Here is a 20,919-nt window from a genome sequence, read left to right on the forward strand (position 1 = left end):
CATAAGTGCCGCCAGTGTATCGGGATGAGCCGGTCGAGTCAGCCTCAGCGAACCGCCTCACGACGGATGGCGTTCGGAGAGAAATCGTCGGCGTTCAGCTGATTGCTGAAGTTCAGCGTCGAGCCACGCTCGTTATCCAGACCTTCGGCGAAATAACGGCCGCTTTCCATGTCGTAGGTTACTTCCAGCGTGGTGTACACCAGCGGGTTTTCGAAGAAGTTCACGGTGTGCGCTTCCGTTACCTGCCACAGTTTGCCGTCAGCATCGTATTCTTCGGCGTAAATAATGGACCAGGAATCTTCATCCACGTAGTAACGACGGGTGGAGTAACGGTGGCTGTAACCCACACGCAGTTTGGCTTCCACCACCCATACGCGGTGCGCTTCGTAGCGCAGGTATTCCGGGTTAATGTGACGCGCCTTGAGGATGTCGTCCACTTTCAGGTCGCCCTGATGCACACGGTAGGCGTTGTACGGAATGTACACTTCACGCTTACCTTTCAGTTCCCACTCGTAGTAATCCGGCGCGCCGTTGAACATATCTACCTGATCCACGGTACGGATGGAGTTGGTGTTAATGTCGGCGGTATCGTACGCCAGATCCGGGGTGCGGCGCAGGCGGCGCTGACCCGGTACGTAGATCCAGGATTTACGCGGAGAGCGCACCTGATCCAGGGTTTCGTGCACCAGAGTAATGGAACCGGCCATCTGTGCCGGCGCCAGCGTTTTACGCTTCAGGAAGAAGATCTTGTTGTCCAGATCTTCAGGCTGGGCGCCCGGTACGCTGTACTGGAAGAAGTATTCGTAATCACGCAGGGCATCCATACGCTGACCGCCTTCGGTCACAGACGAGGCCACCGCGGTGTAGGTCATGGAGTGGCCACGGAAACGCAGGGTGTGGTTCCACAGCACTTCCAGACCGTTTTCCGGAATCGGGAACGGCGACGACATGGTCGCACCGGTCACACCGGCGCCGTACTTCATCAGGCCGGCGCGGGTCGCATTGGTTTTGATGGCGTCGTACACATATTGCGGGTAAGACGCAGAACGGTGAGTCGGGTAGATGTCGAAGTAGTAGTCAGGGAAACGCTTCAGCATTTCCATCTGGCCTTCAGTCAGACGCTCTTTGTGCTGTTCCATATTGGACGCATCAATGCGCATCACGCGCTTGTCGCCCGCGAACGGATCTTTATGGAAGGCGCCCGGCACATGCGAGGTATCCTGTTTCAGACCGCCGGTCCAGGCCGGAATGTCGCGGCCGTTGCCCAGTTTCTCTGCGCCCACCGGAGTCAGATCTTTGCCCAGACGTTCGGCTTCTTTGGCACTGATAGCCGCCTGAACCGGCAGCGCCAGCGACAACGCGGCGCCAAGCACTAAGAGAGTTTTCATCACATCACCGTTAAAGAAAATTCAGCGGCCGGCAGGCTACTGACGGGCCCGGCCCATAGCAACGGGATGTTACAAATCAACACAAAAAGCCGGGGCAATCCGCCGAAAGTGTGATACTGGTTTTTTCAGACACCCAGGAAGCGCTGGCGGTTGCGGCCCAGCAGATCAGACAGCTCTGACAAGTTAATCTGATGCAAGGCCGCCAGTGAGGCCGCCAGCAGTGGAATGGCTTGCGGGGAATTACGCGCACTGCCCCACCAGGCCGGCACCATGTCCGGACTGTCGGTTTCCAGCAGCAGACAATCCAGCGGCAGACGTCTGAGGGTGGTGCGCAAACGGGTCGCCCGCGCGTGGGTCATGGCACCGCCAACGCCGAGGGCAAAGCCCAGCTCGCGCCAGCGCCAGCCCTGCTGCTCACTGCCACTGAACGCGTGCACCAGACCGCCGCCGCTGAAGTGCACCCGGCGCAGGTAGGCGACAGCCTCGTCGTGCATACCGCGGATGTGCAGAATCAGTGGTTTGTTGTGCCGCTGCGCCAGCGCCACCTGTTCACGGAACCAGAACCATTGCGCTTCGAGCAGGTCGTGATCGGTGGCCAGCACCCGGTCGAGACCGATTTCCCCCACCGCAACCGCCGCAGACGACGCCAGCGTCTGATCCAGCCATTCAAGATCGGTGGGCTGATGTTCACTCAAAAAATACGGGTGTAACCCCAGCCCGAACCACCAGGGACGACCGGCACAGAAATCTGGCAACCGGGCATTCTGCCGCGCAGTCACGCCCGGAATCAGCAAACCTGCAACGCCTGCACCCGACGCACACTCCCACACCTGTTCACGGTCGGGGGCAAACGCCTCAAAATCGAAATGGCAGTGGCTGTCGAACCAGCTATGGGGAGCGTCATTCATGTTGTGCACGCTTTCGGCAAATTAAATTCATTCGGTCCTTGGCGAAGGCGGGCGTAATCTGCTTGAGTGTATAGGGAACTGCGACAGGGATGAGGCTCAATGGAGCTGACCAGCCGGGAATTAAGGGAAACCATCATACGTCCGACGCTCGTGTATCTGGGTAAATACTCAGACGCTGCAGAAAATATTCTGGCCGCCATCGCCCGCCTCCATCATCAGAACCCCAGAGCCACCAACAGCGAAGCCCTCTACCCCATAGATGCGTATCTGCATCAGAAAGTGTGGGACCAGCATCTGGCCTTTGCCCCGGATCTTGCCAGCCGCATCCGCGGTCTGGCTTCTCAACGCGAGTTTCTGAATAACCCGCACAGCGAACTGACCACCAATCTGTGTTACGCCACCGCCATTGCCTGGTCTGTGTATCTGGCGTATCCACAAGTGCGCACCCGCACCATTAACGCAGCTCCAGCAAAGGCTTAACCGCCTGCCACAGCACGCGGTAATTACGCGCCAGCGGCACCGCCGGATGCCCCTCTACCACCGGATTACGCTCCACCAGCATACGCTCGGCACTGGCGGAATAGGCAATAAAGGTACGCAGGAATTCCGGATAGGCTTTGAGTTCGTCGTTGACCCAGCGCACGTGATCGGCCTTGCGCCGGTCAATCATGGTGACAAACGGCAGCCATTGTTTTTTCTTCACCCAATCAAAATCGTGACGTATCTGTTCATAAGCACGGATCGACAACACCGATGGTTCCACCGGCAACAGAATGCGGTCACAGGCTTTCAGAATGCCTTCCATCTGCGGCGTCATAACCGGAGCGCAATCGAGAATCACCAGACCATAGGTTTCCGCCAGCATATCGAGCGCCGAACGCATGCGTTGTTCGGCGTCTTTTTTACTGGCCAGACGCTGATGAAATTTGCGCAGCGAGTGATCCGCCACCAGCACGTCGAGTTTCGGAATACGCGTATGGCGAATGCAGTCAGACAAGGGTTGATGGTCTTTCCAGAAACCATCCTGCGCCGGGGCGCTTTCGTCGGTTAACAACCAGCTGGCTGCTCCCTGCGGGTCGAGATCCCAGATCAGCGTGCGGATACCATCCCGCGCTGCCAGTGCCGCCAGATTCACCGCTGTGGTGGTTTTCCCCACGCCGCCCTTCAGCTGATAAACCGCCAGTGCGCGCATACAACTCCCTAGTGCCTTTTCCGGTTATCCGGTGGGACAACCTGAAAAGGGATTTATCATTTATACCCAACCGCTGCAAACCCTGCGGCCGATTTATCCGGCACGGAACGGCACCGGACAGCCGCCCAGACCGCAATAACCGTTCGGATTTTTCGCCAGATATTGCTGGTGATAGGTCTCCGCCGGATAAAACAAGCCGGCCCGCAGAATTTCAGTGGTGATGTCCGGGTATCCGGCCGCCGTCAGCCGCGCCTGATAAGCCGCTTTGCTCTGCAGCGCAATATCCATCTCACGCGGGCTGTTCAGATAAATACCGGAGCGGTATTGGGTACCGACATCATTGCCCTGACGCATGCCCTGGGTCGGATCGTGATTTTCCCAGAAAACAATCAGCAATTGCTCAAGCCCCACCACCAGCGGGTCGTACCAGACGCGCACCAGCTCATTGTGGCCGGTCATGCCACTGCACACTTCTTCATAAGTCGGATTCGGTGTATGCCCCGCGCCGTAGCCGACACTGGTGGAATAGACGCCATCGACGCCCCAGAACTTACGCTCGGCGCCCCAGAAGCAGCCCATACCGACCTGCAATTCTTCCAGTCCATCGGGGCATTCACCTGTGATGGCGTGACCGTTCACGAAATGATCCGGCGCCGTGACGTACAGGGGCTGATCACGGCCGGGCAAGGCATCCGCCGGCGAAGGGATGGACATGAGTTTTGGACGCCACATAATGCACCTCAGATTTGTCTGAATAAGAGCCCGACATGAGCCCGACTTCCGGCCAGTATGGCCTGCGTTTTCTTGGCACCGGCAGCGGTGGCGAACTGAGCATGGGGTGCTCGGCCGCGGTACTCGAACAAGCCGGCGAGCCATTATTGCTGATCGACTGCGGTCCCGGCACCCTGAGTGCCTGGGCGCGTCATTACAGCGGCCTGCCTGATGCTATTTTTATCACGCATGGCCACATCGATCATATCGGCGATCTGGAAATTCTGACGGTCAGAGCGCGGCTGGCGGGCAAGGCGCCCATTCGCCTGTTTGTGCCGGTCGGTCTGATCGGCCTGTTGCACCAGCGTCTGGCCAGTTATCCGGGCACCATGGCTGAAGGTGGCCATGATTTCTGGCAATCGTTCCAGTTGCTGCCGGTCAGTGACGCTTTTCTTCATGCAGGATTGCAGTTCCGCCTGCATCCGACGCGCCACCATGCGCCGGGTTCCAGCTTTGCCCTGCAGGTAAAAGGCCTGTTTTTCTACACTGGCGACACCCGCCCGATTCCGGAAATTCTGCATCACGAACTCAGCGGTCAGGAACCCGTCTTTCACGATTGCGGTCTGGTGCCGAATCCGTCGCACACCGGGCTCGATGACCTGGCCCGCGACTACCAGGAACCGCTGCGCCGCCAGTTTGTGCTGTACCATTACGCCAACCAGCAAGCCGCTGATGCCCTGCGCGCCGCGGGCTATACGGTTGCCACACCCGGCGAGCGCTTTGCGCTGTCATGCTTTTCTGTCTGCCACCCGACTCAGCCATGATGAGGAGAACAACGCGTGTCTGAGGTTCTGAATCAGGCCATCCGCCACATGCTGCACGACGCCAGCGTCAGTGTGCAGCCACTGCCACAATGCCCGGCCATTTCACTCTGGCTGGTCGAACCAAACGCCATGCGCCGGCCGTTTTCACAGGACGAAATTCTCGCCATTCAGAGTTACCCGGCCTACTGGGCATTCTGCTGGGCCAGCGGTCAGGTACTGGCCAGAGCGATTCTGGAAAATCCCGATTGGGTGAAGGGCAAAAAGGTCATGGATTTTGGCGCAGGCTCCGGCGTGGTCGCCATCGCTGCGGTCATGGCCGGCGCACGGGAAGTGATCGCCTGTGACATTGACCCGGACGCCCTTGCCTCGTGTATGGCCAACGCCGAACTGAATAACGTGAATTACCGCCTGCATGGCGATCTGTTTGCCTTCGATGAAGATCTCGATCTGCTGATTGCCGCCGACGTGCTGTACGACAAAGCCAATTTGCCGCTGCTGGAGGTTTTCCGCCAAAAAGCCCGCGAAGTTTTGGTGGCCGATTCCCGCGTGCGCAATTTTGATTTCCCGCCGTATCAGCAAATCAGCCAGCACGAATCCTTTACCGTACCCGACCTCGACGAGCTGGATGAATTCCGCCGGGTCAGCCTCTACCGCGCCTGACCTTGTTCGTATCTGACGAAAAGGTATCTTTAAAACACAAAAAATTATCGTGAAAAAGAAAATAAAAAAGGCCGCACATGCGGCCTTTTTTATTGCACAGACGCCGGCCTGATTTACACCAGACTCACGTTTTTCAGTGTGCGGTTACCGCTGCCTGGCTTCACTTTCATGCGCTTGGTCGCGGAGGTCAGTTCAGCATAGGTACGGGATTCGATAGTATCCACGAAACGCCACTCACAGGTTGACGCCTCTTCGGTGAATTCCACCAGCATGTAACCACGGTTGGCTGAGTTCAGATATTTCAGATCATCCACCAGCGTGGTAACCGCCGTTTCGAAACCGGCCTGCATCGCCGTATTCGAGCCAAAGCCAACGTATTTTTCAAAGCCCGGAGAGGTCACGCCCGCGGTCGCGAACTCCACGCCCACGGAGCCGGAATCACGCTGCACAGCACCGGTATCGTCCGCCACGTACAGATCGCTTGCCCAGGCGTTGTGCGTATCACCGGCCAGCACCACCAGGTTCAGGTTGAAATACTGGGCGCGACGCAGAATCGCTTCACGGGCCGGGAAGTAACCGTCCCACGCGTCCAGATTGTATGGCGCTGTGGATTCAACACGGGCTTTCTCTTCACTGGTCACGGTTGGATCGCCAGCCAGAATACGGCCTTTAATGGTGGCCAGAGTGCTCAGCAAGGACGCTACTTCACCTTGTTTGGTCGAGGCATCAGCGCCGGCTGAAATCAGCGCTTCGATTTCGCCCAGACCAACCAGCAGTTCGGTCGGAACAAAAATACGGCCCATCAGCACCTGCTGACCCAGTACCTGCCAGGTGGCATTGCTGTCGAAAATCGAACCAATCACAAACTGCTGCTGTTCTGCGCCCAGCAAACCACGGCTTGTATCGGCCAGAGCCGCCTGGAAGCTGGCGGTGTCGATGCCGCTTTCGGTGATGTAATCGCTGTAAGACAGCGCTTCATCACGGGCGTACATACGGGTGTCCATCATCACCAGATTCACCAGATTGCCGAAGGCAAAGGTACGCCAGATTTTGGCGGAATCTGAACCGGTACGGATCGGCAGCCATTCGTGATACGCCTGAATCGCAGCGGCTTTACGGTCGGCAAATTCACCTTCGCCGTCGTTGTGGTTCTGCGCGCCGTTTTTCCAGGTGTCGTTGGCCAGTTCGTGGTCATCCCACACACAGATGAATGGCTTTTTCTGGTGCACCAGCTGCAGATCCACATCGCTGCGGTACTGCGCGTAACGGGCGCGGTACTGCTCGAGATTCAGCACTTCCACTTCCGGATCCGGGTTACGCACCTGAGCATCGGCGGTCGGGTAGGTATTGGCGCCGTACTCATAGATGTAGTCGCCCAGATGCACCACGGCCTGCGCATCGCTGTTGGCCATTTCGCGGTACACGTTGAACATACCCGCCGGGTAGTTGGCACAGGAACACACAGCCAGTTTGACGCTGCTGACGTCGCCCTGCGGCAGGGTGCGGGTCTGACCCACGGCAGACGCCGCGTTGTCCTTGCCAGCAAACTGGTAATAGTAGGTGGTGTCGGCGGACAGGCCGGTGACATCCACTTTCACGGTGAAGTCGCGGCTGCTGTCGGTATAGACAGTGCCACTGGCCACCACATTGTCCATCGCTTCATCGGTGGCAACGGCCCAGGCAACCTGAGCTTCGGTGCCTTCTTCTTCCGATGGGGTTACGCGGGTCCAGATGATTACCCGATCCGCCAGCGGGTCACCGGAAGCCACACCGTGGCCGAATACAAATACCGTCAGATCACGATTTTCATCGTCATCACCAAAACAACCGGTCAGCGCGGCCGGCACAGATACTGCTCCGGCACCAGCGGCCAGAGACTTCAGAAACGTACGTCTGCTCACATCAGCTTTAAAAGCCATGATTACACCTTTGTCAGTAATTCTTGAGAATTCTTATTATTTCGGCGGATTCCACCACAAACCTAAGACAGAAGTATTACAAGAAACTGACGTTTTCCAGCGCGCACAGGGGCTTGGCTGTAAATGCTAACCGCTTGTCCCGAATGGTGAATCCGCCCTGGCCATAAGCAGAACGTCTGTCTCAATCTGTGTGCGAGTGGCTCTCAACTGGCTGATCCAGTAAACTCCGTCTCCTTTTCTTACGCTGATCAGCCAGGTCCGTTCCGGATGCTTGATAAAAACGCCCTTTCGCAATTGCAGTCCCTGAAACAGGAAATCCAGAAAGCCGTTCCCCGTCACGAGGGTACCGTGCGTGCCACGGGCGGCCGCTTTGGCTTTGTTAACACCGACGACGGCCTGCAATTTTTTATTGCGCCGGAAGAAATGGAAAAAGTGCTGCCAGGCGATCGCATTGCGTTCCGCGTGGAGCCAGCCGGTGAAGGCAAAGAACAGGCAATCATCGAGGCACTGATCAGCACCGACCTGAACGAATTTTTCGGTACCTACATCGTGCGCGGCAAAGGCCATTTCGTCGAAGCCGACCACCCGACCCTGAACCGCTGGATTTTTGTACCGCCAGCCAAGCGCATGAACGCCGCCGACGGCGATCTGGTGCGGGCGCACATTGCGCAGCATCCGTATCCGCATGGCAAAGCTCAGGCAGAGCTCGATGAAATCATCGGCAAAGGCGATGAGCCGCACATCGAAACCCGCTTTATCAAGCGCAAATGGGGTCTGACAGACGCGTTCGCGGAGGAGTGTCTGGCCGAAGTGGCCGCGCTGTGTGCAGCCGGTCTGGATGCCCTGACCGCAGACCGCACCGATCTCACGCACCTGCCGTTTGTGACCATCGATTCCGCCAGCACCCGTGACATCGACGACGCGCTGTACGCCGAAGCCCTGAGCAACGGCTGGAACCTGTGGATCGGTATCGCCGACCCGGCCGCCCTGATTCAGCCGGGCTCCGCTCTGGATAAAGCCGCGGCCCAGCGCACCACATCCGTGTATTTCCCGGATGAAATGATCCCTATGCTGCCACCGGAACTGTCCGAGCAGCTGTGTTCCCTGCAACAGGATCAGAACCGCCTGTCGATGGTGGTGGAACTGCGCATCAGCGAACAGGGGGCGATTGAGAACATCCATATTCACAACGCGCTGATCCGAAGCCACGCCAAGCTGAGTTACAACCAGGTGGCGGCGTATCTCGAAGGCGACGAACACGGTGATCTGGCCGCCGAGCTGCACGGCCCGCTGATTCATCTGGATGCCTGCGCCCGCGCGCTGGGCAACTGGCGTAAAACCCACTGCCTGATCATGGACGACCGCCCGGACTTCAAACTGGTGCTGGATGACAACGGCAAAGTACGCGACATCGTGCGTATGGAACGCAATCAGGCGCACCGCGTGGTGGAAGAATCCATGCTGGCCTGCAACCGTGCCGTGGCCGCCTGGCTGGCGACCCGCGAGAGCGGCTTCTTTATTGAACACAGCGGTGTGCGCACCGAGCGCAAAGGCGAAGTCGCCGCCCTGCTGAAAGAGCATCTGCCACTTGAGCGCAAGCCGGAACTGGCCACCCTGGAAGAATACGTATCCCTGATGCAGCAGGCCGATGCCAGCCCCAGCGAACTGCCGCTGCGCACCATCGTCAGCCGTCAGCTGGAGCGCAGCAACCTGAGTCTGGAAGCCAAACCACACATGGGTCTGGGCTTCGCGTACTACACCACCTTCACGTCACCGCTGCGTAAATACAACGACCTGCTGATTCACCGCATCGTGCGTTCGCTGCTGAACAACGACAGCCCGGTGCAACCGGACGACAGCCTGCTGGCGGCCATTCAGGCCGGCCAGAACAACGCCCGTATCTGTGCGCAGCAGTCTGAAACCTGGATGAAGCTGCAATGGCTGGCTCAGCAGGATAAAGAGACCGTCTACGACGCCACCATTATTCATATGAATTCCGGCGCCTTTACCGTGCGTCTCGACAATACCGGTATTGAAGGCACCATCGACCGCCGTAAGGCCAGCGGCTGGACCTTTGAAACCAAGACCATTACCCATCGCAGCGAACAGGGTCTGTTCATGCTGGGGCAGGCTGTGAAAGTGAAAGTACAGGATGTGCAGGCCAAAGGCCGTGCCGCCAAATTTGCGCTGATCTGATCACAGACAGCACACAATAAAAAAGGGAGCATAGGCTCCCTTTTTTATTGTGCTGACGATGATCGCCCAGATGTTTTAGCGCCCAGATGTTTTAGCGCCCGGGTGTTTTATTCGCCAACGCCGGAGGATTAATCAATCTTCCAGGTGCGGACAACCGCAAAACCGTGCTGCTCGATCCACTGATCCAGCTGACGCGGATTACGTTTGATCTTTTCTACTTTTTCCTGAGTCGCCGGATTGCGGTAAGAACCCACTGGCAGCTTTGGTTTTGGCAGAGAGGATTCTTTCTCTTTTTCCTGCTTACCTGCACGGGCGCCGCGTGGTGCGGTACGGGCGAAGTGTTTCTTCAGGTTGTTATAAATAGAAGACGGGTTGTCCTGTTTCGCCATGGCGACAATCCAGGCTTCGATGTGTTCGGAACGGGATACGTACAGTTCGTCTTCGGTCAGGCTGTTCTGGTTGCACAGACGTTTGATAACGGTTTCAAACTCCTGAATGCCTTCCAGTTTTTTCTCCTGCGATTTGCGCAGGCTTTCCAGTTCCTGAATTTTTTTCTGATGTTCTTTAATCTGCTTATCAATATCGAGATCGAATACGCTCACGTGTTACCTCTGTATGCGTGATATGAACGGATATGCCCGTCATTCCGATAAAGCCCGCTGTGAATATAAGCAGTCCGCACGGGTGACGACAGGAATATAAAAGCCGGATTCCGATATGCTCAAAAAATGCTCAGCGCATCATAAAACATATCGGGGTCTGGTAAGAGTGACGCGATTATAGCGACGGCAGCGGCGCTAAAACAATATGACGTTCAGGTTATTTAAATAAAGATATCGTATAACGGCGATATTCGTCTCAGTATCCGATAAGACTGTTGCTGATGATCGGATAATCAATACAACCGGCGGGACCCGCACACAGATCATGGAAAGTGTCAGGCCGTCTTGTGCTAACAAATGATAAACATTACCATCTGCCTTCTATTTTTCATCCTCCCGCCGGATCCGTATGACCTCTCAGACTCTGGACCAGCTCGCTATCGGTGCCCATGCCCGCATCACTGGCTTTACCGCAACTGAAACCAACTTCCGCCGCAAACTGCTGGCGCTGGGTGTGATGCCCGGTGCGCAGGTCGAAGTCCGCCGTTTTGCCCCGATGGGCGACCCGATGCAGATTCAGCTGCGCGGCGCCTCCATCAGTCTGCGTAAGGCCGAAGCATCGATCATTCAGGTAGAGGTGATTGAATGAAACCGACCGTTATTGGCGTTATCGGTAACCCGAACTGCGGCAAAACCACCCTGTTCAACGCCCTGACCGGCGCCAAACAGAAAGTCGGCAACTGGCCAGGTGTGACCGTTGAGCGCAAAGAAGGCAACCTGACACTGCGCGGTGTGACCCACAAGCTGGTCGACCTGCCCGGCACCTACGCCCTCGACAGCCACGACGACGAGCTGTCGACCGACGAGAAAATCGCCCGTGAGTTCGCGTTAAGCGGCGAAGCCCAGATCATTATTAACATCCTCGACGCCAGCAATCTGGAACGTAACCTGTTCCTCACCTCGCAGCTGCTCGACATGGGCGTGCCGGTGATCTGTGCGGTGAACATGCTCGACGTGGCCGAACGTGAAGGCATTCACGTCGACACCCAGATTCTGTCGCAAAAGCTCGGTGTGCCTGTGGTGCCGATTGTGGCCTCTACCGGTCGCGGCATTGAAGAACTGTGCCGGGTGATGGGCCATTATCTGGATCACGCCACCGTCGCCACGCCAATGCTGCGTCTCGACGACGGACTGGAATCGGCGGTGCAACAGCTGAAAGAGAAGTTGCAGGGCGCCGTAGAAAACCCGTTCTGGAGCGCCACCCGCGTTCTGGAAAACGATCTGTACGCTGAGGCCATTCTGCCGGAAAGCCTGCGCGCCGAAGTGCTGAGCCTGGCCCAGCGCCTGCGTGCCGGACTGGAAGCCGCTCAGGAACAGCCGATGGACGTGCTGATCGCCAACAACCGCTACCGCTCCATCGCGCATGTGCTGCAGGAAGCGCTGACCATCAACAGCAAGGGCACCACGCTGAGCGAGAAAATCGACGCCTGGGTGCTGAACCGCTGGCTCGGTATTCCGTTCTTCTTCGGCGTGATGTACCTGATGTTCATGTTCGCCATCAACATCGGTGGCGCCTTCATCGACTTCTTCGATATCGCCTTCGCCACTGTGTTTGTTGACGGCAGCCGTTATGTGCTGGAGCAATTCGGTACACCGGCCTGGCTGACCACCCTGCTGGCCGACGGCCTCGGCGGCGGTATTCAGCTGGTTGCAACCTTTATTCCCGTGATCGGCGGCCTGTATCTGTTCCTGTCGATCATTGAAGATTCGGGTTACATGGCCCGCGCCGCCTTTGTTATGGACCGCCTGATGCGGGCCGTGGGTCTGCCGGGCAAATCCTTCGTGCCCCTGATCGTAGGTTTCGGCTGTAACGTACCGGCAGTCATGGCTGCCCGTACCATGGACACCGAAAAAGACCGCCTGCTTACCATCGCCATGGCGCCGTTTATGTCCTGCGGTGCGCGCCTGTCGGTGTACGCCCTGTTTGCGGCGGCCTTCTTTACCGAAAACGGCGCCCTGATCGTGTTCAGCCTGTATGTGCTGGGTATTGTTATGGCGCTGCTGACCGGTATCGCCCTGAAGAACACCCTGTTCAAGCCAGACCTGACCCCGTTTGTGATGGAGCTGCCGGCGTACCACATCCCGACGGTGAAAGGCATCCTGATCAAAACCTGGGAACGTCTGAAGTCGTTCTGCATGCGCGCCGGTAAAACCATCGTGACTGTGGTGGTGATCCTGAGCTTCCTCAATTCCATCGGCACCGACGGCTCGTTCGGTAACGAGAACAAATCGAACTCAGTTCTGTCCCGCGTAGCGAGCTTCGCCACACCGGTACTGACTCCGCTGGGCGTTCAGGAAAATAACTGGCCGGCCACCGTGGGCATCATCACCGGCATCTTCGCCAAAGAAGCCGTGGTCGGCACCCTCGACGCCCTGTATAGCCCGGAAGAAAGCGACGCCGGTGAGTATTCACTGACCGACGGTCTGCTCGAAGCCCTGCAGACCATTCCGGATAACCTGAGCGGTCTGGCCGACACCCTGCTCGACCCGCTGGGCCTGAGTCTGATCAGCGCCGACCAGGGCGAAGAACAAGGCGTACACAGCGGCACCTTCACCAGCATGTCGATTCTGTTCGGCAGTCAGCTGGCGGCCTTTTCTTATCTGGTGTTTGTTCTGCTTTACACCCCATGCGTGGCCACTCTGGGTGCCATGGTGCGCGAAGCCGGCCTGCGCTGGATGCTGTTTGTCGCCGGCTGGAGCACGGGCCTGGCTTACACCAGTGCGGTGATTGTGTATCAGCTCGGCAGCTTTGCCGTGCACCCGCTGAGTTCCGCCTGCTGGATTGCCGGCTGCATCGCCTTTATTGCCGGCAGTCTGTGGCAGATGCGGCGTTACGGTCAGCGCCGCGACCAGCGCCTGATCCCCATTACCCAGCTCTGATTCTGAACCCCGCCTTAGGCGGGGTTTTTCGTTGTCACATTAGCCAAGTAATCAGCCCCGGCCCGCCGCAACAATTTCTAGGCAGGGTTTGTCCGCTGAGTTAGAATGCGCGCGCTTTTTTCTCGAGGAGTTCATGATGGAACTTATAGCCGACCAGGGGCAGTTATTTATTATCCTGGCCTGCATCTTCGGAGCCTTTATGGCCTGGGGAATCGGTGCCAATGACGTTGCCAACGCCATGGGTACTTCCGTAGGCTCCAAAGCCATCACGATCCGTCAGGCCGTGATCATTGCCATTATTTTTGAGTTCGCCGGGGCATTCTTTGCCGGTGGCGAAGTGACCGAAACCATCCGTAAAGGGATCATCGATCCTATGGTGATGGAAGGTCATCCTGAGCTGCTGGTATTCGGCATGCTGGCGTCACTGCTGGCCGCCGGCACCTGGCTGCTGATTGCTTCCTACTCCGGCTGGCCGGTGTCCACCACCCACTCCATTGTGGGCGCCATCGTTGGCTTCGCCGCCATCGGTGTGTCTATGGACGCGGTGAACTGGCCGAAAGTGGGCAACATCGCCGCCAGCTGGGTGGTATCACCTGTGGTGGCCGGTACCATTTCGTTCCTGCTGTACAAAACCATTCAGCACTTCATTCACGACACCAAAGACCCGTTCGCCCAGTCCAAGCGTCTGGTGCCTTTCTACATTCTGCTGGTCGGCTTTGTGATTTCCATGGTGACCCTGCTCAAAGGCCTGACCCACCTGGGTCTGAAGCTGAGCTTTGTAGATGCCGCCTGGATTTCGCTGGCCATCGGTGTGGGTGTCATGATCATTGGCCGCCTGTTCATCAGCCGCATTCACGCCGACCCTGAAGTCAGCGAAGAAGTGCACTACGCCAACGTTGAGAAAGTGTTCTCCGTACTGATGGTATTCACCGCCTGTGCCATGGCCTTCGCCCACGGCTCCAACGACGTGGCCAACGCCATCGGTCCGGTGGCGGCGGTGTACGGCGTGGTCAGCCACTCCGGTGAAATCGTGGCCAAGTCTGCGGTGCCTATGTGGGTGCTGCTGGTTGGCGCTGTGGGCATCGTGGTGGGTCTGGTGACCTTCGGCCACCGTGTAATCGCTACCGTGGGCAGCGGCATTACCGAACTGACCCCTAGCCGTGGTTTTGCGGCAACGCTGGCCGCTGCGACCACCGTGGTGGTGGCGTCCGGTACCGGTCTGCCAATCTCCACGACCCACGTTCTGGTGGGTGCGATTCTGGGTATCGGTATTGCCATGGGCGCCGACTCCCTGAACTACCGCAAAATCGGCTCCATCTTCATCTCCTGGCTGGTGACCCTGCCGGCCGGTGCCCTGTTGTCGATTGTGTTCTTCTTCATCTTCCGCGCAATCTGGTTGTAAAACGGCCTGAGCAGAGACGAAAGTCAGCAAGAACCGAAAAAAGCGCCTTTGGGCGCTTTTTTTATGCCTGCATTACGGCCAACAATGGCCAAATTGCCGGCCGTGGCACCCCGGCCTGTTTTGTGGTACAAACGTACCACCGTATAACAAGAACGATAAATCCAGCGCCATGCTCATTGCGGAACAACCCATGAACGAACTCTATTTCCGAAATCTGTCGACGGCTTTGCAGCAGGCCAGTATCTGCACGCCGACGCTGGTCATCGACAAAGAGCGGCTCGACCGCAACATCGATCAGCTGATTAATGTCCTTAACCGTGGGTTCGACTACCGCATCGTCGCCAAGTCACTGCCGTCCATTCCGCTGCTGCAATACATCATGCGCCGCACCGGTACTCAGCGCCTGATGAGCTTTCACCTGCCGTTTCTGATGCATCTGGTGGAGAACATTCCCGCCGCCGATATTCTGCTTGGCAAACCGATGCCAGTAACCGCCGCCCGCCGTTTTTATCAGTGGCATGCCACGCAGACCACCAGCTGCTGTTTCGCTCCGGAGCTGCAACTGCAGTGGCTGATTGATACACCTGAACGGCTGAAGCAGTACGACACGCTGGCGCAGAGCCTGAACGTGCGCATGCGCATTAATCTTGAAATCGACATTGGCCTGCACCGTGGCGGCTTCCATCCGGACGATACCTTCGTACAAACCCTGAAGGCGATTGAAGCCAGCCCGTGGCTGAGCCTGTCGGGTCTGATGGGCTATGAAGCGCACATCAGCAAGATTCCGGATCTGTTCGGCGGTCATGAGAAAGCCTTCGAGCAGGCCCAGAATACCTACGACCGCTGTGTCGGCCTGATCCGCGACACACTGGGCAACGACGCCATGGAAGGCCTGTGCCTCAACACCGGCGGCAGTTCCACTTACCCCTTGTACGACGGTGACAACCTGCACGTGGTGAATGAGCTGGCCACCGCCTCAGCACTGGTAAAACCGACCGACTTTGACGTGTTTACCCTCGACCACCATCAGCCGGCGGCCTTTATTGCCGCGCCGATTCTGAAGGTGGTGACCAATCCGGAACTGCCAATGGCACCGCGCCTGTCGGGCTTTTTACGCATGCTCGGTCGTCTGCCGCACAAGGCTGCGTTTATTTACGGTGGTAACTGGCTGTCGCAGCCCTGCTATCCGGAAGACAGCAAACGCGCCGCGATTCTGGGTCACTCCAGCAATCAGGAACTGTACGAGCTGCCCGCCGCCAGCAAACTCGGCACCGACGATTACCTGTTCTTCCGCCCCAGCCAGAGTGAGTCTGTCTTCCTGCAGTTCGGCAACATCGCCGTTTACGACCAGGGACGCATCACCGACTGGTGGCCGGTATTCAGTTATCCGTCCGATTTTGAGGCCAGCGCGGCAACGCCGGCGCCTTCCTATCACGTAGCCAATTCCTGAGTTTTGCTGACGATTTCTGAGTAGCCTCCATGACCCTTGCAGCCCTGATTCTGTTCGTTGTATTCCCGGCCGTCCTGATTGTTCTCAGCCAGCGCATCCGCCTGCTGGATAAAATCGGGGTGGTGGTGCTGTCGTTTATCTGCGGTATTGCCCTGTCCGCCCTGCGCGATTTTATTCCCGGCTCGTCAGAGCTCAGTGGTCTGCAGTCAACGCTGTCGGAAGTGTCGATTGCTCTGGCGCTGCCGCTGCTGGTGTTCTCGATTGATGTAAAAGCCTCGCTGAGCATGGCCGGCAACACCATGAAAGCCATGGGCCTGGCCCTGCTGTCGGTGATTGTGGTGAGTGCGGCAGGCGCCATCGCCTTCGCCGATTCACTGCCGCAGGTGTGGCAGATTGCCGGCATGTCGGTGGGCGCCTACACAGGTGGCGGCCCGAACATGGCCGCCATCAAAACCGCCATTGAAGCCGATGACACCCTGTTCACCACCATGATCACCTACGACATTCTGCTGTCGGCGCTGTACCTGTTGTTCGTCATGACGCTGGCCAAGCCGATTTTCAGCCGCCTGCTGCGCCCGTTTGAAAGCCGCGGCGAACACGCTTACCACAACGAAGAAGAGAAATTCGGGCATCTGGCCGACGAAACCGCCAATGCCTATCGCATTCTGGCCCGCCCGCCGGTGTTCGTGCGCGCCCTGCTGGCACTGCTGCTGTCGGGGCTGATTGTGGGCGTGTCGGTGGGCCTGTCCAAGCTGGTGCCGGGCAGCATGTCATCGGCGGTGACCATCATCAGCATCACCACGCTCGGTGTACTCGCCTCCTTTGTACCGGCCGTGCGTAATCTGCCGGGTACTTTCCAGCTCGGTATGTACCTGATTCTGGTGTTCTGTTTCACCACAGGCGCCATGACCGACAGCGGCATTCTGACCCATCTGAATTACGCCCTGTTCGCCTACATTGGCCTGATTCTGCTGGGCTCTCTGGTGTTGCAGGCACTGCTGTGCAAACTGCTGAAAATCGACACCGATACCTTCCTGATCACCTCGTCGGCGGCGATTATGTCGGTGCCTTTTATTCCGGTGATTGCCGGCGCCCTGAAAAACCGTGAGATCATTCTGCCGGGCTTTGCGGCCGCCATTATCGGTTACATCGTGGGTAATTATCTGGGCATTGGCGTCGCCTTCTTCAGCCGTTGGTGGCTGGGCGCCTGAGCGGTGAAACCTCAGGTCATACTCATCGCCGGCGCATCCTCGGGCATGGGCCGGGCACTCGCCCTTAAGCTCGCAGCGGAAGGCCATCGGCTGGTGCTGTTTGCCCGCCGCGAACAGGAATTAACCGAACTGGCGGACGACATCCGGGCTATCGGTGGCGAGAGCCTGACGATTGTTGGTGACGCCCAACTACCAGCAGATGCCGAGCGCTGCGTTACTCAAGCCCTGCAGCACTTCGGCCACATAGATACAGCCCTGATCAATGTCGGCGCCGGTCCGGAGCAACGCATGGCCGACTGCAGCGTGGCGGACATCCGCGCCACCTTTGATCTCAATTACCTGACGCTGGTGAATTTTCTGCCACCGCTGATCCGCGTGATGCGCGCCCGCGGTCAGGGGTTGATTGCCCATACCAATTCGCTGGCCGGATTTCTTGGCCTGCCACTGCAAGGGCCATACAGCGCTGCCAAAGGCGCTGCGCGTTTGCTGATGGACAGCTGTCGTGTCGAGCTGGCCGGCGAAGGGCTGCGTTTTATGTCGGTGTATCCGGGCTTCGTACGTACCGCCCGGGTGGACGGCTATGACATGGCCGCACCGTTTTCCATCAGCGAAGAAAAAGGCGCGCATTACCTGTTCAAGGCCCTGCACAGCCGGCGCAATGATGTACTGTTCCCCGGCCCACTGAGCCTGCTGATTCACATAGCGCGCATTCTGCCCAAAGGGCTGACGACCCGTCTGTTGCGCCGGGCAATGTAATATACTGGCGCCCCGTTCAATTCCTTTTGCAGCGCCTGCCCTCATGAACCTGACCCGCACCGATTTTGACGACCGCATCGAACTGACCGCTGGAAACCCGCAATACGCCATGATCTGGCTGCACGGACTGGGCGCTGGTGCCGACGATTTTGTGCCTGTGTTTGCCTGGCTGAGCCAACAACTGGGCATCCGTATGAAGGGGATTTTTCCGCAGGCACCGGATCGTGCGGTGACCATCAATGGCGGCATGAGCATGCCCTGCTGGTACGACATAGTCGCCGCCCGTCCGGAGCGGGTGATTAATGGTGAGCATCTGCTGCGCTCGGCCGCGCGGGTTCAGCAGCTGGCCGACGGTCTGATCCGCGAGGGCATTGCAGCCGACCGTATTGTGATTGCCGGTTTTTCCCAGGGCGGTGCCGTGGCACTGCAAAGCGCCCTCACCTTCAGGCAGCCGCTGGCCGGCCTGATTTGTCTGTCGACTTATCTGGCGCAGCCTCTGGCACTGGCGCACGAAAACAGCGGATTACCGGTATTTTTTGCCCATGGCCGCCACGACGGCGTAGTGCCGATGGCGCTGGGCAGCCGCAGTGTGGAAGCGTTGAATGCTCTGGGGCTTAAGCCTGAATGGCATGAATTTGCGATGGATCACGAGGTGATTGCTGAAGAAATGGCCGCCATCGGCCAGTTCCTCAGCCAGGTATTTGCCTAGTCTGACGTCGCAAACTGGGCGGCGAGAGACCCGAGCCGTCCGGCCAGCTCCCGCTGTTCTTTGGCGGTCTTGGCCATAAAGTTAGAGGTCGCCACCGTGTGCTCGGCAATTTTGTAGATGCTGCGGATAGAACCCGACACTTCCTTGCTGGTAGCCACGTGCTCTTCGGCCGCGGCGGCCACCTGATCGGTCATATCGCGGATAATGCGGATCGCGTCGTCGATACGGGTCAGCTCTGAGCCCAGACTGTCGGCCAGCCCGACGGTTTCGGTCACCGCTTTCTGCGAGTATTCGACCGCATCAAAGGCGCGTTTCGATTCCTGCTGAAAACGGCCGACGATGGATTCGATTTCGGCGGTGGAGTCCTGAGTCTTCTGCGCCAGTGTGCGTACTTCATCGGCCACCACCGCAAAGCCCCGCCCCTGCTCACCGGCGCGAGCCGCTTCAATGGCCGCATTCAGGGCCAGCAAATTGGTTTGCTCGGCAATGTTTTTGATGACCGACAACACGCCGCCAATGGCGTCGCTGCTGTTGTACAAATCTTTAATCACCGAAGCGACCTGCTCCATTTTTTCATCCAGCTGACGGATCACGCTGACGCTGCGTTGCACCGCTTTGCCGCTGTCGTTGGTTACCTGATTCGCTGATTCGGTCTGATCGGCCACGCGCTGCATGCTGCCGGCAATTTCCTGCGTGGCAATTTCCTGCTGACCGACCGCCGTGACGACTTTGCCGGTTTCGGCCTGTTGCAGATTCATGCCTTTGGTGCTGAGCGAAATGGTGACGTGATTCTGCATCGAGATCAGCGTCAGCTGCTGCGAAATCGCGCGAATCTGATTCACCATATCTTCAATCCGCTCGAACATGGCGTTGGCCACCTTCGCGGTTTCGCCCAGCTCATCGTCGAGTAATACCTCGATGCGGTGGTGCAGCTCCAGATCGCGTCCGGCGGCCGCCAGACCGCCGTGCAATGCGCGAATCTGCCGGTATAACCAGAGCGACAGCATGCTCACCAGCCAGAACGACACCAGCAGCACCGCCGCCGTGGCCAGCAGACCGCTCCAGAATGCCGACTGCATGGCACCGATGCGGGCCGACACCAGAGTGCGGATCTCATCGACCTGTTCGTCTTCGAGTTTTTTCAGGCCGTTGATGCGCTCAGTGGCGGCGCCGAACCAGACCGCCGGATCGGTGGCAAAGCCGCTGTCGCGGGTCATGGCAATGTCACGCATCGCCTGCACCTTGCGGGACGGCTCGCTGTTGAGAAAGACCTGATAATCGTCATTCGCTTTCTTTTCAGCGAAGCGGGTAAAGGACTGAAAATGCGCATCCTGCTCAGACACCAGACGGACAAAGCGGGCGAATAAACCGGGGGCAAACGCATCCGTACCAAACACACTGCTGAGCACCGCCCGCTCAATACCGGCGCGCTCTTTGCCCTGCAAAAAGCTGTAATACGCCTGCAGATGGCGCACCAGATCACCGTCATTGGTGTACACAACAGCGCGTGATGGCACCCGCAGCAGATAATCGATGGTGCCCGTGTAATAGGCCAGTACATCCGCCAGTGGCACCGTTTGGGCACTCACTGACGCACGCAAATCGTTCAGTTTCTGCATACGCTCGGCTATGGTTCTGACGGTATCCGCAACGGTCGGAAAACGGGCCAGCTCTGGGCTGGACACCACCCCGGCCTGCCAGCGTTCGCGCGCGGTGTCGGTAAGTTTGCGCTGAGCCGGCAAGGCATCGCCGAATTTAGCGCCTTTACTGCCCAGAAAGCCTGCCGACATACCCCGTTCTTTCTGCATTTCGTGGGCGAGCTGGCTGTTCAGCGCCGTGATTTCCACCAGCTGCTGAACATTCAGTAATTCATTTTTATGGTGGTTGATATTACTCAGCGTGTTGAACGCCAGATACAGCACCAGCAGTAGGGGCAAGGCTGTCAGCAGAAGAAGTTTGCGTTTGACGCTGATGGATTTGAGCAGATTCATGGCTGCCTCCCTGTGACCATAGGATTAATCCTAGCTGATCATTTGCTGATCACCTGAAAA

The 20,919-nt window shown here is 57.9% G+C and carries 18 protein-coding genes; 11 read left to right on the plus strand and 7 right to left on the minus strand.

Features of this window, described 5'->3' with window-relative positions; all coding sequences use genetic code 11:
- Nucleotides 1-44 precede the first annotated feature (44 nt).
- Both ACQUQU_RS09480 and ACQUQU_RS09485 read right to left on the minus strand, forming a co-directional pair.
- Complete coding sequence (locus ACQUQU_RS09480) at nt 45-1,388, minus strand: DUF1329 domain-containing protein (RefSeq protein ID WP_430462996.1); 1,344 nt, start codon at nt 1,386-1,388, stop codon at nt 45-47.
- A 125-nt stretch (nt 1,389-1,513) separates the two neighbouring features.
- Nucleotides 1,514-2,296 carry a TatD family hydrolase gene (locus ACQUQU_RS09485; RefSeq protein WP_430459438.1) on the minus strand — a complete coding sequence of 261 codons (783 nt, stop codon included), beginning with the start codon at nt 2,294-2,296 and terminating at the stop codon, nt 1,514-1,516.
- A gap of 99 nt (nt 2,297-2,395) precedes the next feature.
- On the opposite strand from ACQUQU_RS09485, the gene ACQUQU_RS09490 reads away from it, so the two are divergent.
- Nucleotides 2,396-2,776, plus strand: a complete 381-nt coding sequence (locus tag ACQUQU_RS09490; RefSeq protein ID WP_430459439.1) for a hypothetical protein — start codon at nt 2,396-2,398, stop codon at nt 2,774-2,776.
- Here the strand turns inward: ACQUQU_RS09490 and ACQUQU_RS09495 are convergent.
- The gene (locus tag ACQUQU_RS09495; protein ID WP_430459440.1) at nt 2,751-3,488 is read right to left on the minus strand and encodes a ParA family protein; all 738 of its coding nucleotides are present in this window, start codon (nt 3,486-3,488) and stop codon (nt 2,751-2,753) included. The two genes, ACQUQU_RS09490 and ACQUQU_RS09495, sit on opposite strands and share 26 nt — an antisense overlap.
- 93 nt (nt 3,489-3,581) lie before the next feature.
- Nucleotides 3,582-4,202: a peptide-methionine (S)-S-oxide reductase MsrA gene (msrA, locus tag ACQUQU_RS09500; protein WP_430459441.1), complete on the minus strand. Its 621-nt coding sequence runs from the start codon at nt 4,200-4,202 to the stop codon at nt 3,582-3,584.
- Between the two features lie 53 nt (nt 4,203-4,255).
- Between msrA and ACQUQU_RS09505 the strand changes: the two genes are divergently transcribed.
- Both ACQUQU_RS09505 and ACQUQU_RS09510 read left to right on the plus strand, forming a co-directional pair.
- Nucleotides 4,256-5,023 (plus strand): MBL fold metallo-hydrolase, encoded by a 768-nt coding sequence (locus ACQUQU_RS09505; protein ID WP_430459442.1) that lies wholly within the window; start codon nt 4,256-4,258, stop codon nt 5,021-5,023.
- Between the two features lie 15 nt (nt 5,024-5,038).
- Nucleotides 5,039-5,683, plus strand: a complete 645-nt coding sequence (locus ACQUQU_RS09510; RefSeq protein WP_430459443.1) for a class I SAM-dependent methyltransferase — start codon at nt 5,039-5,041, stop codon at nt 5,681-5,683.
- A gap of 113 nt (nt 5,684-5,796) precedes the next feature.
- Here the strand turns inward: ACQUQU_RS09510 and ACQUQU_RS09515 are convergent, their stop codons facing one another.
- Nucleotides 5,797-7,602 (minus strand): alkaline phosphatase D family protein, encoded by a 1,806-nt coding sequence (locus tag ACQUQU_RS09515; protein ID WP_430459444.1) that lies wholly within the window; start codon nt 7,600-7,602, stop codon nt 5,797-5,799.
- Between the two features lie 267 nt (nt 7,603-7,869).
- On the opposite strand from ACQUQU_RS09515, the gene ACQUQU_RS09520 reads away from it, so the two are divergent.
- On the plus strand, nt 7,870-9,798 hold the full coding sequence (locus ACQUQU_RS09520; RefSeq protein ID WP_430459445.1) for a VacB/RNase II family 3'-5' exoribonuclease: 1,929 nt from the start codon (nt 7,870-7,872) through the stop codon (nt 9,796-9,798).
- 128 nt (nt 9,799-9,926) lie between these two features.
- Here ACQUQU_RS09520 and ACQUQU_RS09525 read toward each other — a convergent pair whose 3' ends face one another.
- A complete protein-coding gene (locus tag ACQUQU_RS09525; protein WP_430459446.1) occupies nt 9,927-10,400 on the minus strand; it encodes a hypothetical protein in 474 nt (157 codons plus the stop codon).
- Between the two features lie 409 nt (nt 10,401-10,809).
- On the opposite strand from ACQUQU_RS09525, the gene ACQUQU_RS09530 reads away from it, so the two are divergent.
- The 7 genes from ACQUQU_RS09530 (at nt 10,810) to ACQUQU_RS09560 (ending at nt 18,868) form a co-directional block, all read left to right on the plus strand.
- On the plus strand, nt 10,810-11,049 hold the full coding sequence (locus tag ACQUQU_RS09530) for a FeoA family protein (RefSeq protein WP_430459447.1): 240 nt from the start codon (nt 10,810-10,812) through the stop codon (nt 11,047-11,049).
- Nucleotides 11,046-13,340 carry a Fe(2+) transporter permease subunit FeoB gene (gene feoB / locus ACQUQU_RS09535; protein ID WP_430459448.1) on the plus strand — a complete coding sequence of 765 codons (2,295 nt, stop codon included), beginning with the start codon at nt 11,046-11,048 and terminating at the stop codon, nt 13,338-13,340. The genes ACQUQU_RS09530 and feoB overlap by 4 nt, the downstream gene beginning before the upstream one ends.
- Before the next feature lie 136 nt (nt 13,341-13,476).
- On the plus strand, nt 13,477-14,742 hold the full coding sequence (locus tag ACQUQU_RS09540) for an inorganic phosphate transporter (RefSeq protein ID WP_430463032.1): 1,266 nt from the start codon (nt 13,477-13,479) through the stop codon (nt 14,740-14,742).
- Nucleotides 14,743-14,932: 190 nt separating this feature from the next.
- Nucleotides 14,933-16,192 (plus strand): DSD1 family PLP-dependent enzyme, encoded by a 1,260-nt coding sequence (locus tag ACQUQU_RS09545; protein ID WP_430459449.1) that lies wholly within the window; start codon nt 14,933-14,935, stop codon nt 16,190-16,192.
- A gap of 29 nt (nt 16,193-16,221) precedes the next feature.
- Nucleotides 16,222-17,403: a DUF819 family protein gene (locus ACQUQU_RS09550; RefSeq protein ID WP_430459450.1), complete on the plus strand. Its 1,182-nt coding sequence runs from the start codon at nt 16,222-16,224 to the stop codon at nt 17,401-17,403.
- Nucleotides 17,404-17,406: 3 nt separating this feature from the next.
- Nucleotides 17,407-18,159, plus strand: a complete 753-nt coding sequence (locus tag ACQUQU_RS09555; protein WP_430459451.1) for an SDR family NAD(P)-dependent oxidoreductase — start codon at nt 17,407-17,409, stop codon at nt 18,157-18,159.
- Nucleotides 18,160-18,202: 43 nt separating this feature from the next.
- Entirely contained in the window at nt 18,203-18,868 is a 666-nt protein-coding gene (locus tag ACQUQU_RS09560) for an alpha/beta hydrolase (RefSeq protein ID WP_430459452.1), read from the plus strand.
- Here the strand turns inward: ACQUQU_RS09560 and ACQUQU_RS09565 are convergent.
- Nucleotides 18,865-20,859, minus strand: coding sequence for a methyl-accepting chemotaxis protein (locus ACQUQU_RS09565; protein WP_430459453.1), 1,995 nt, complete (start codon nt 20,857-20,859; stop codon nt 18,865-18,867). The genes ACQUQU_RS09560 and ACQUQU_RS09565 overlap by 4 nt on opposite strands.
- Between the last annotated feature and the right edge of the window lie 60 nt (nt 20,860-20,919).

This window comes from Thalassolituus sp. LLYu03 (genome assembly GCF_050507655.1).
Taxonomy (GTDB): Bacteria; Pseudomonadota; Gammaproteobacteria; order Pseudomonadales; family Oceanobacteraceae; genus Venatoribacter.

Coding starts and splice junctions, on each gene's coding strand:
- msrA (WP_430459441.1), bottom strand. CDS start 4,202: ATGTCCATCCCTTCGCCGGCGGATGCCTTGCCCGGCCGTGATCAGCCC.
- ACQUQU_RS09540 (WP_430463032.1), top strand. CDS start 13,477: ATGGAACTTATAGCCGACCAGGGGCAGTTATTTATTATCCTGGCCTGC.
- ACQUQU_RS09560 (WP_430459452.1), top strand. CDS start 18,203: ATGAACCTGACCCGCACCGATTTTGACGACCGCATCGAACTGACCGCT.
- ACQUQU_RS09480 (WP_430462996.1), bottom strand. CDS start 1,388: ATGAAAACTCTCTTAGTGCTTGGCGCCGCGTTGTCGCTGGCGCTGCCG.
- ACQUQU_RS09505 (WP_430459442.1), top strand. CDS start 4,256: ATGAGCCCGACTTCCGGCCAGTATGGCCTGCGTTTTCTTGGCACCGGC.
- ACQUQU_RS09485 (WP_430459438.1), bottom strand. CDS start 2,296: ATGAATGACGCTCCCCATAGCTGGTTCGACAGCCACTGCCATTTCGAT.
- ACQUQU_RS09550 (WP_430459450.1), top strand. CDS start 16,222: ATGACCCTTGCAGCCCTGATTCTGTTCGTTGTATTCCCGGCCGTCCTG.
- ACQUQU_RS09495 (WP_430459440.1), bottom strand. CDS start 3,488: ATGCGCGCACTGGCGGTTTATCAGCTGAAGGGCGGCGTGGGGAAAACC.
- ACQUQU_RS09530 (WP_430459447.1), top strand. CDS start 10,810: ATGACCTCTCAGACTCTGGACCAGCTCGCTATCGGTGCCCATGCCCGC.
- feoB (WP_430459448.1), top strand. CDS start 11,046: ATGAAACCGACCGTTATTGGCGTTATCGGTAACCCGAACTGCGGCAAA.
- ACQUQU_RS09490 (WP_430459439.1), top strand. CDS start 2,396: ATGGAGCTGACCAGCCGGGAATTAAGGGAAACCATCATACGTCCGACG.
- ACQUQU_RS09515 (WP_430459444.1), bottom strand. CDS start 7,602: ATGGCTTTTAAAGCTGATGTGAGCAGACGTACGTTTCTGAAGTCTCTG.
- ACQUQU_RS09520 (WP_430459445.1), top strand. CDS start 7,870: ATGCTTGATAAAAACGCCCTTTCGCAATTGCAGTCCCTGAAACAGGAA.
- ACQUQU_RS09565 (WP_430459453.1), bottom strand. CDS start 20,859: ATGAATCTGCTCAAATCCATCAGCGTCAAACGCAAACTTCTTCTGCTG.
- ACQUQU_RS09545 (WP_430459449.1), top strand. CDS start 14,933: ATGAACGAACTCTATTTCCGAAATCTGTCGACGGCTTTGCAGCAGGCC.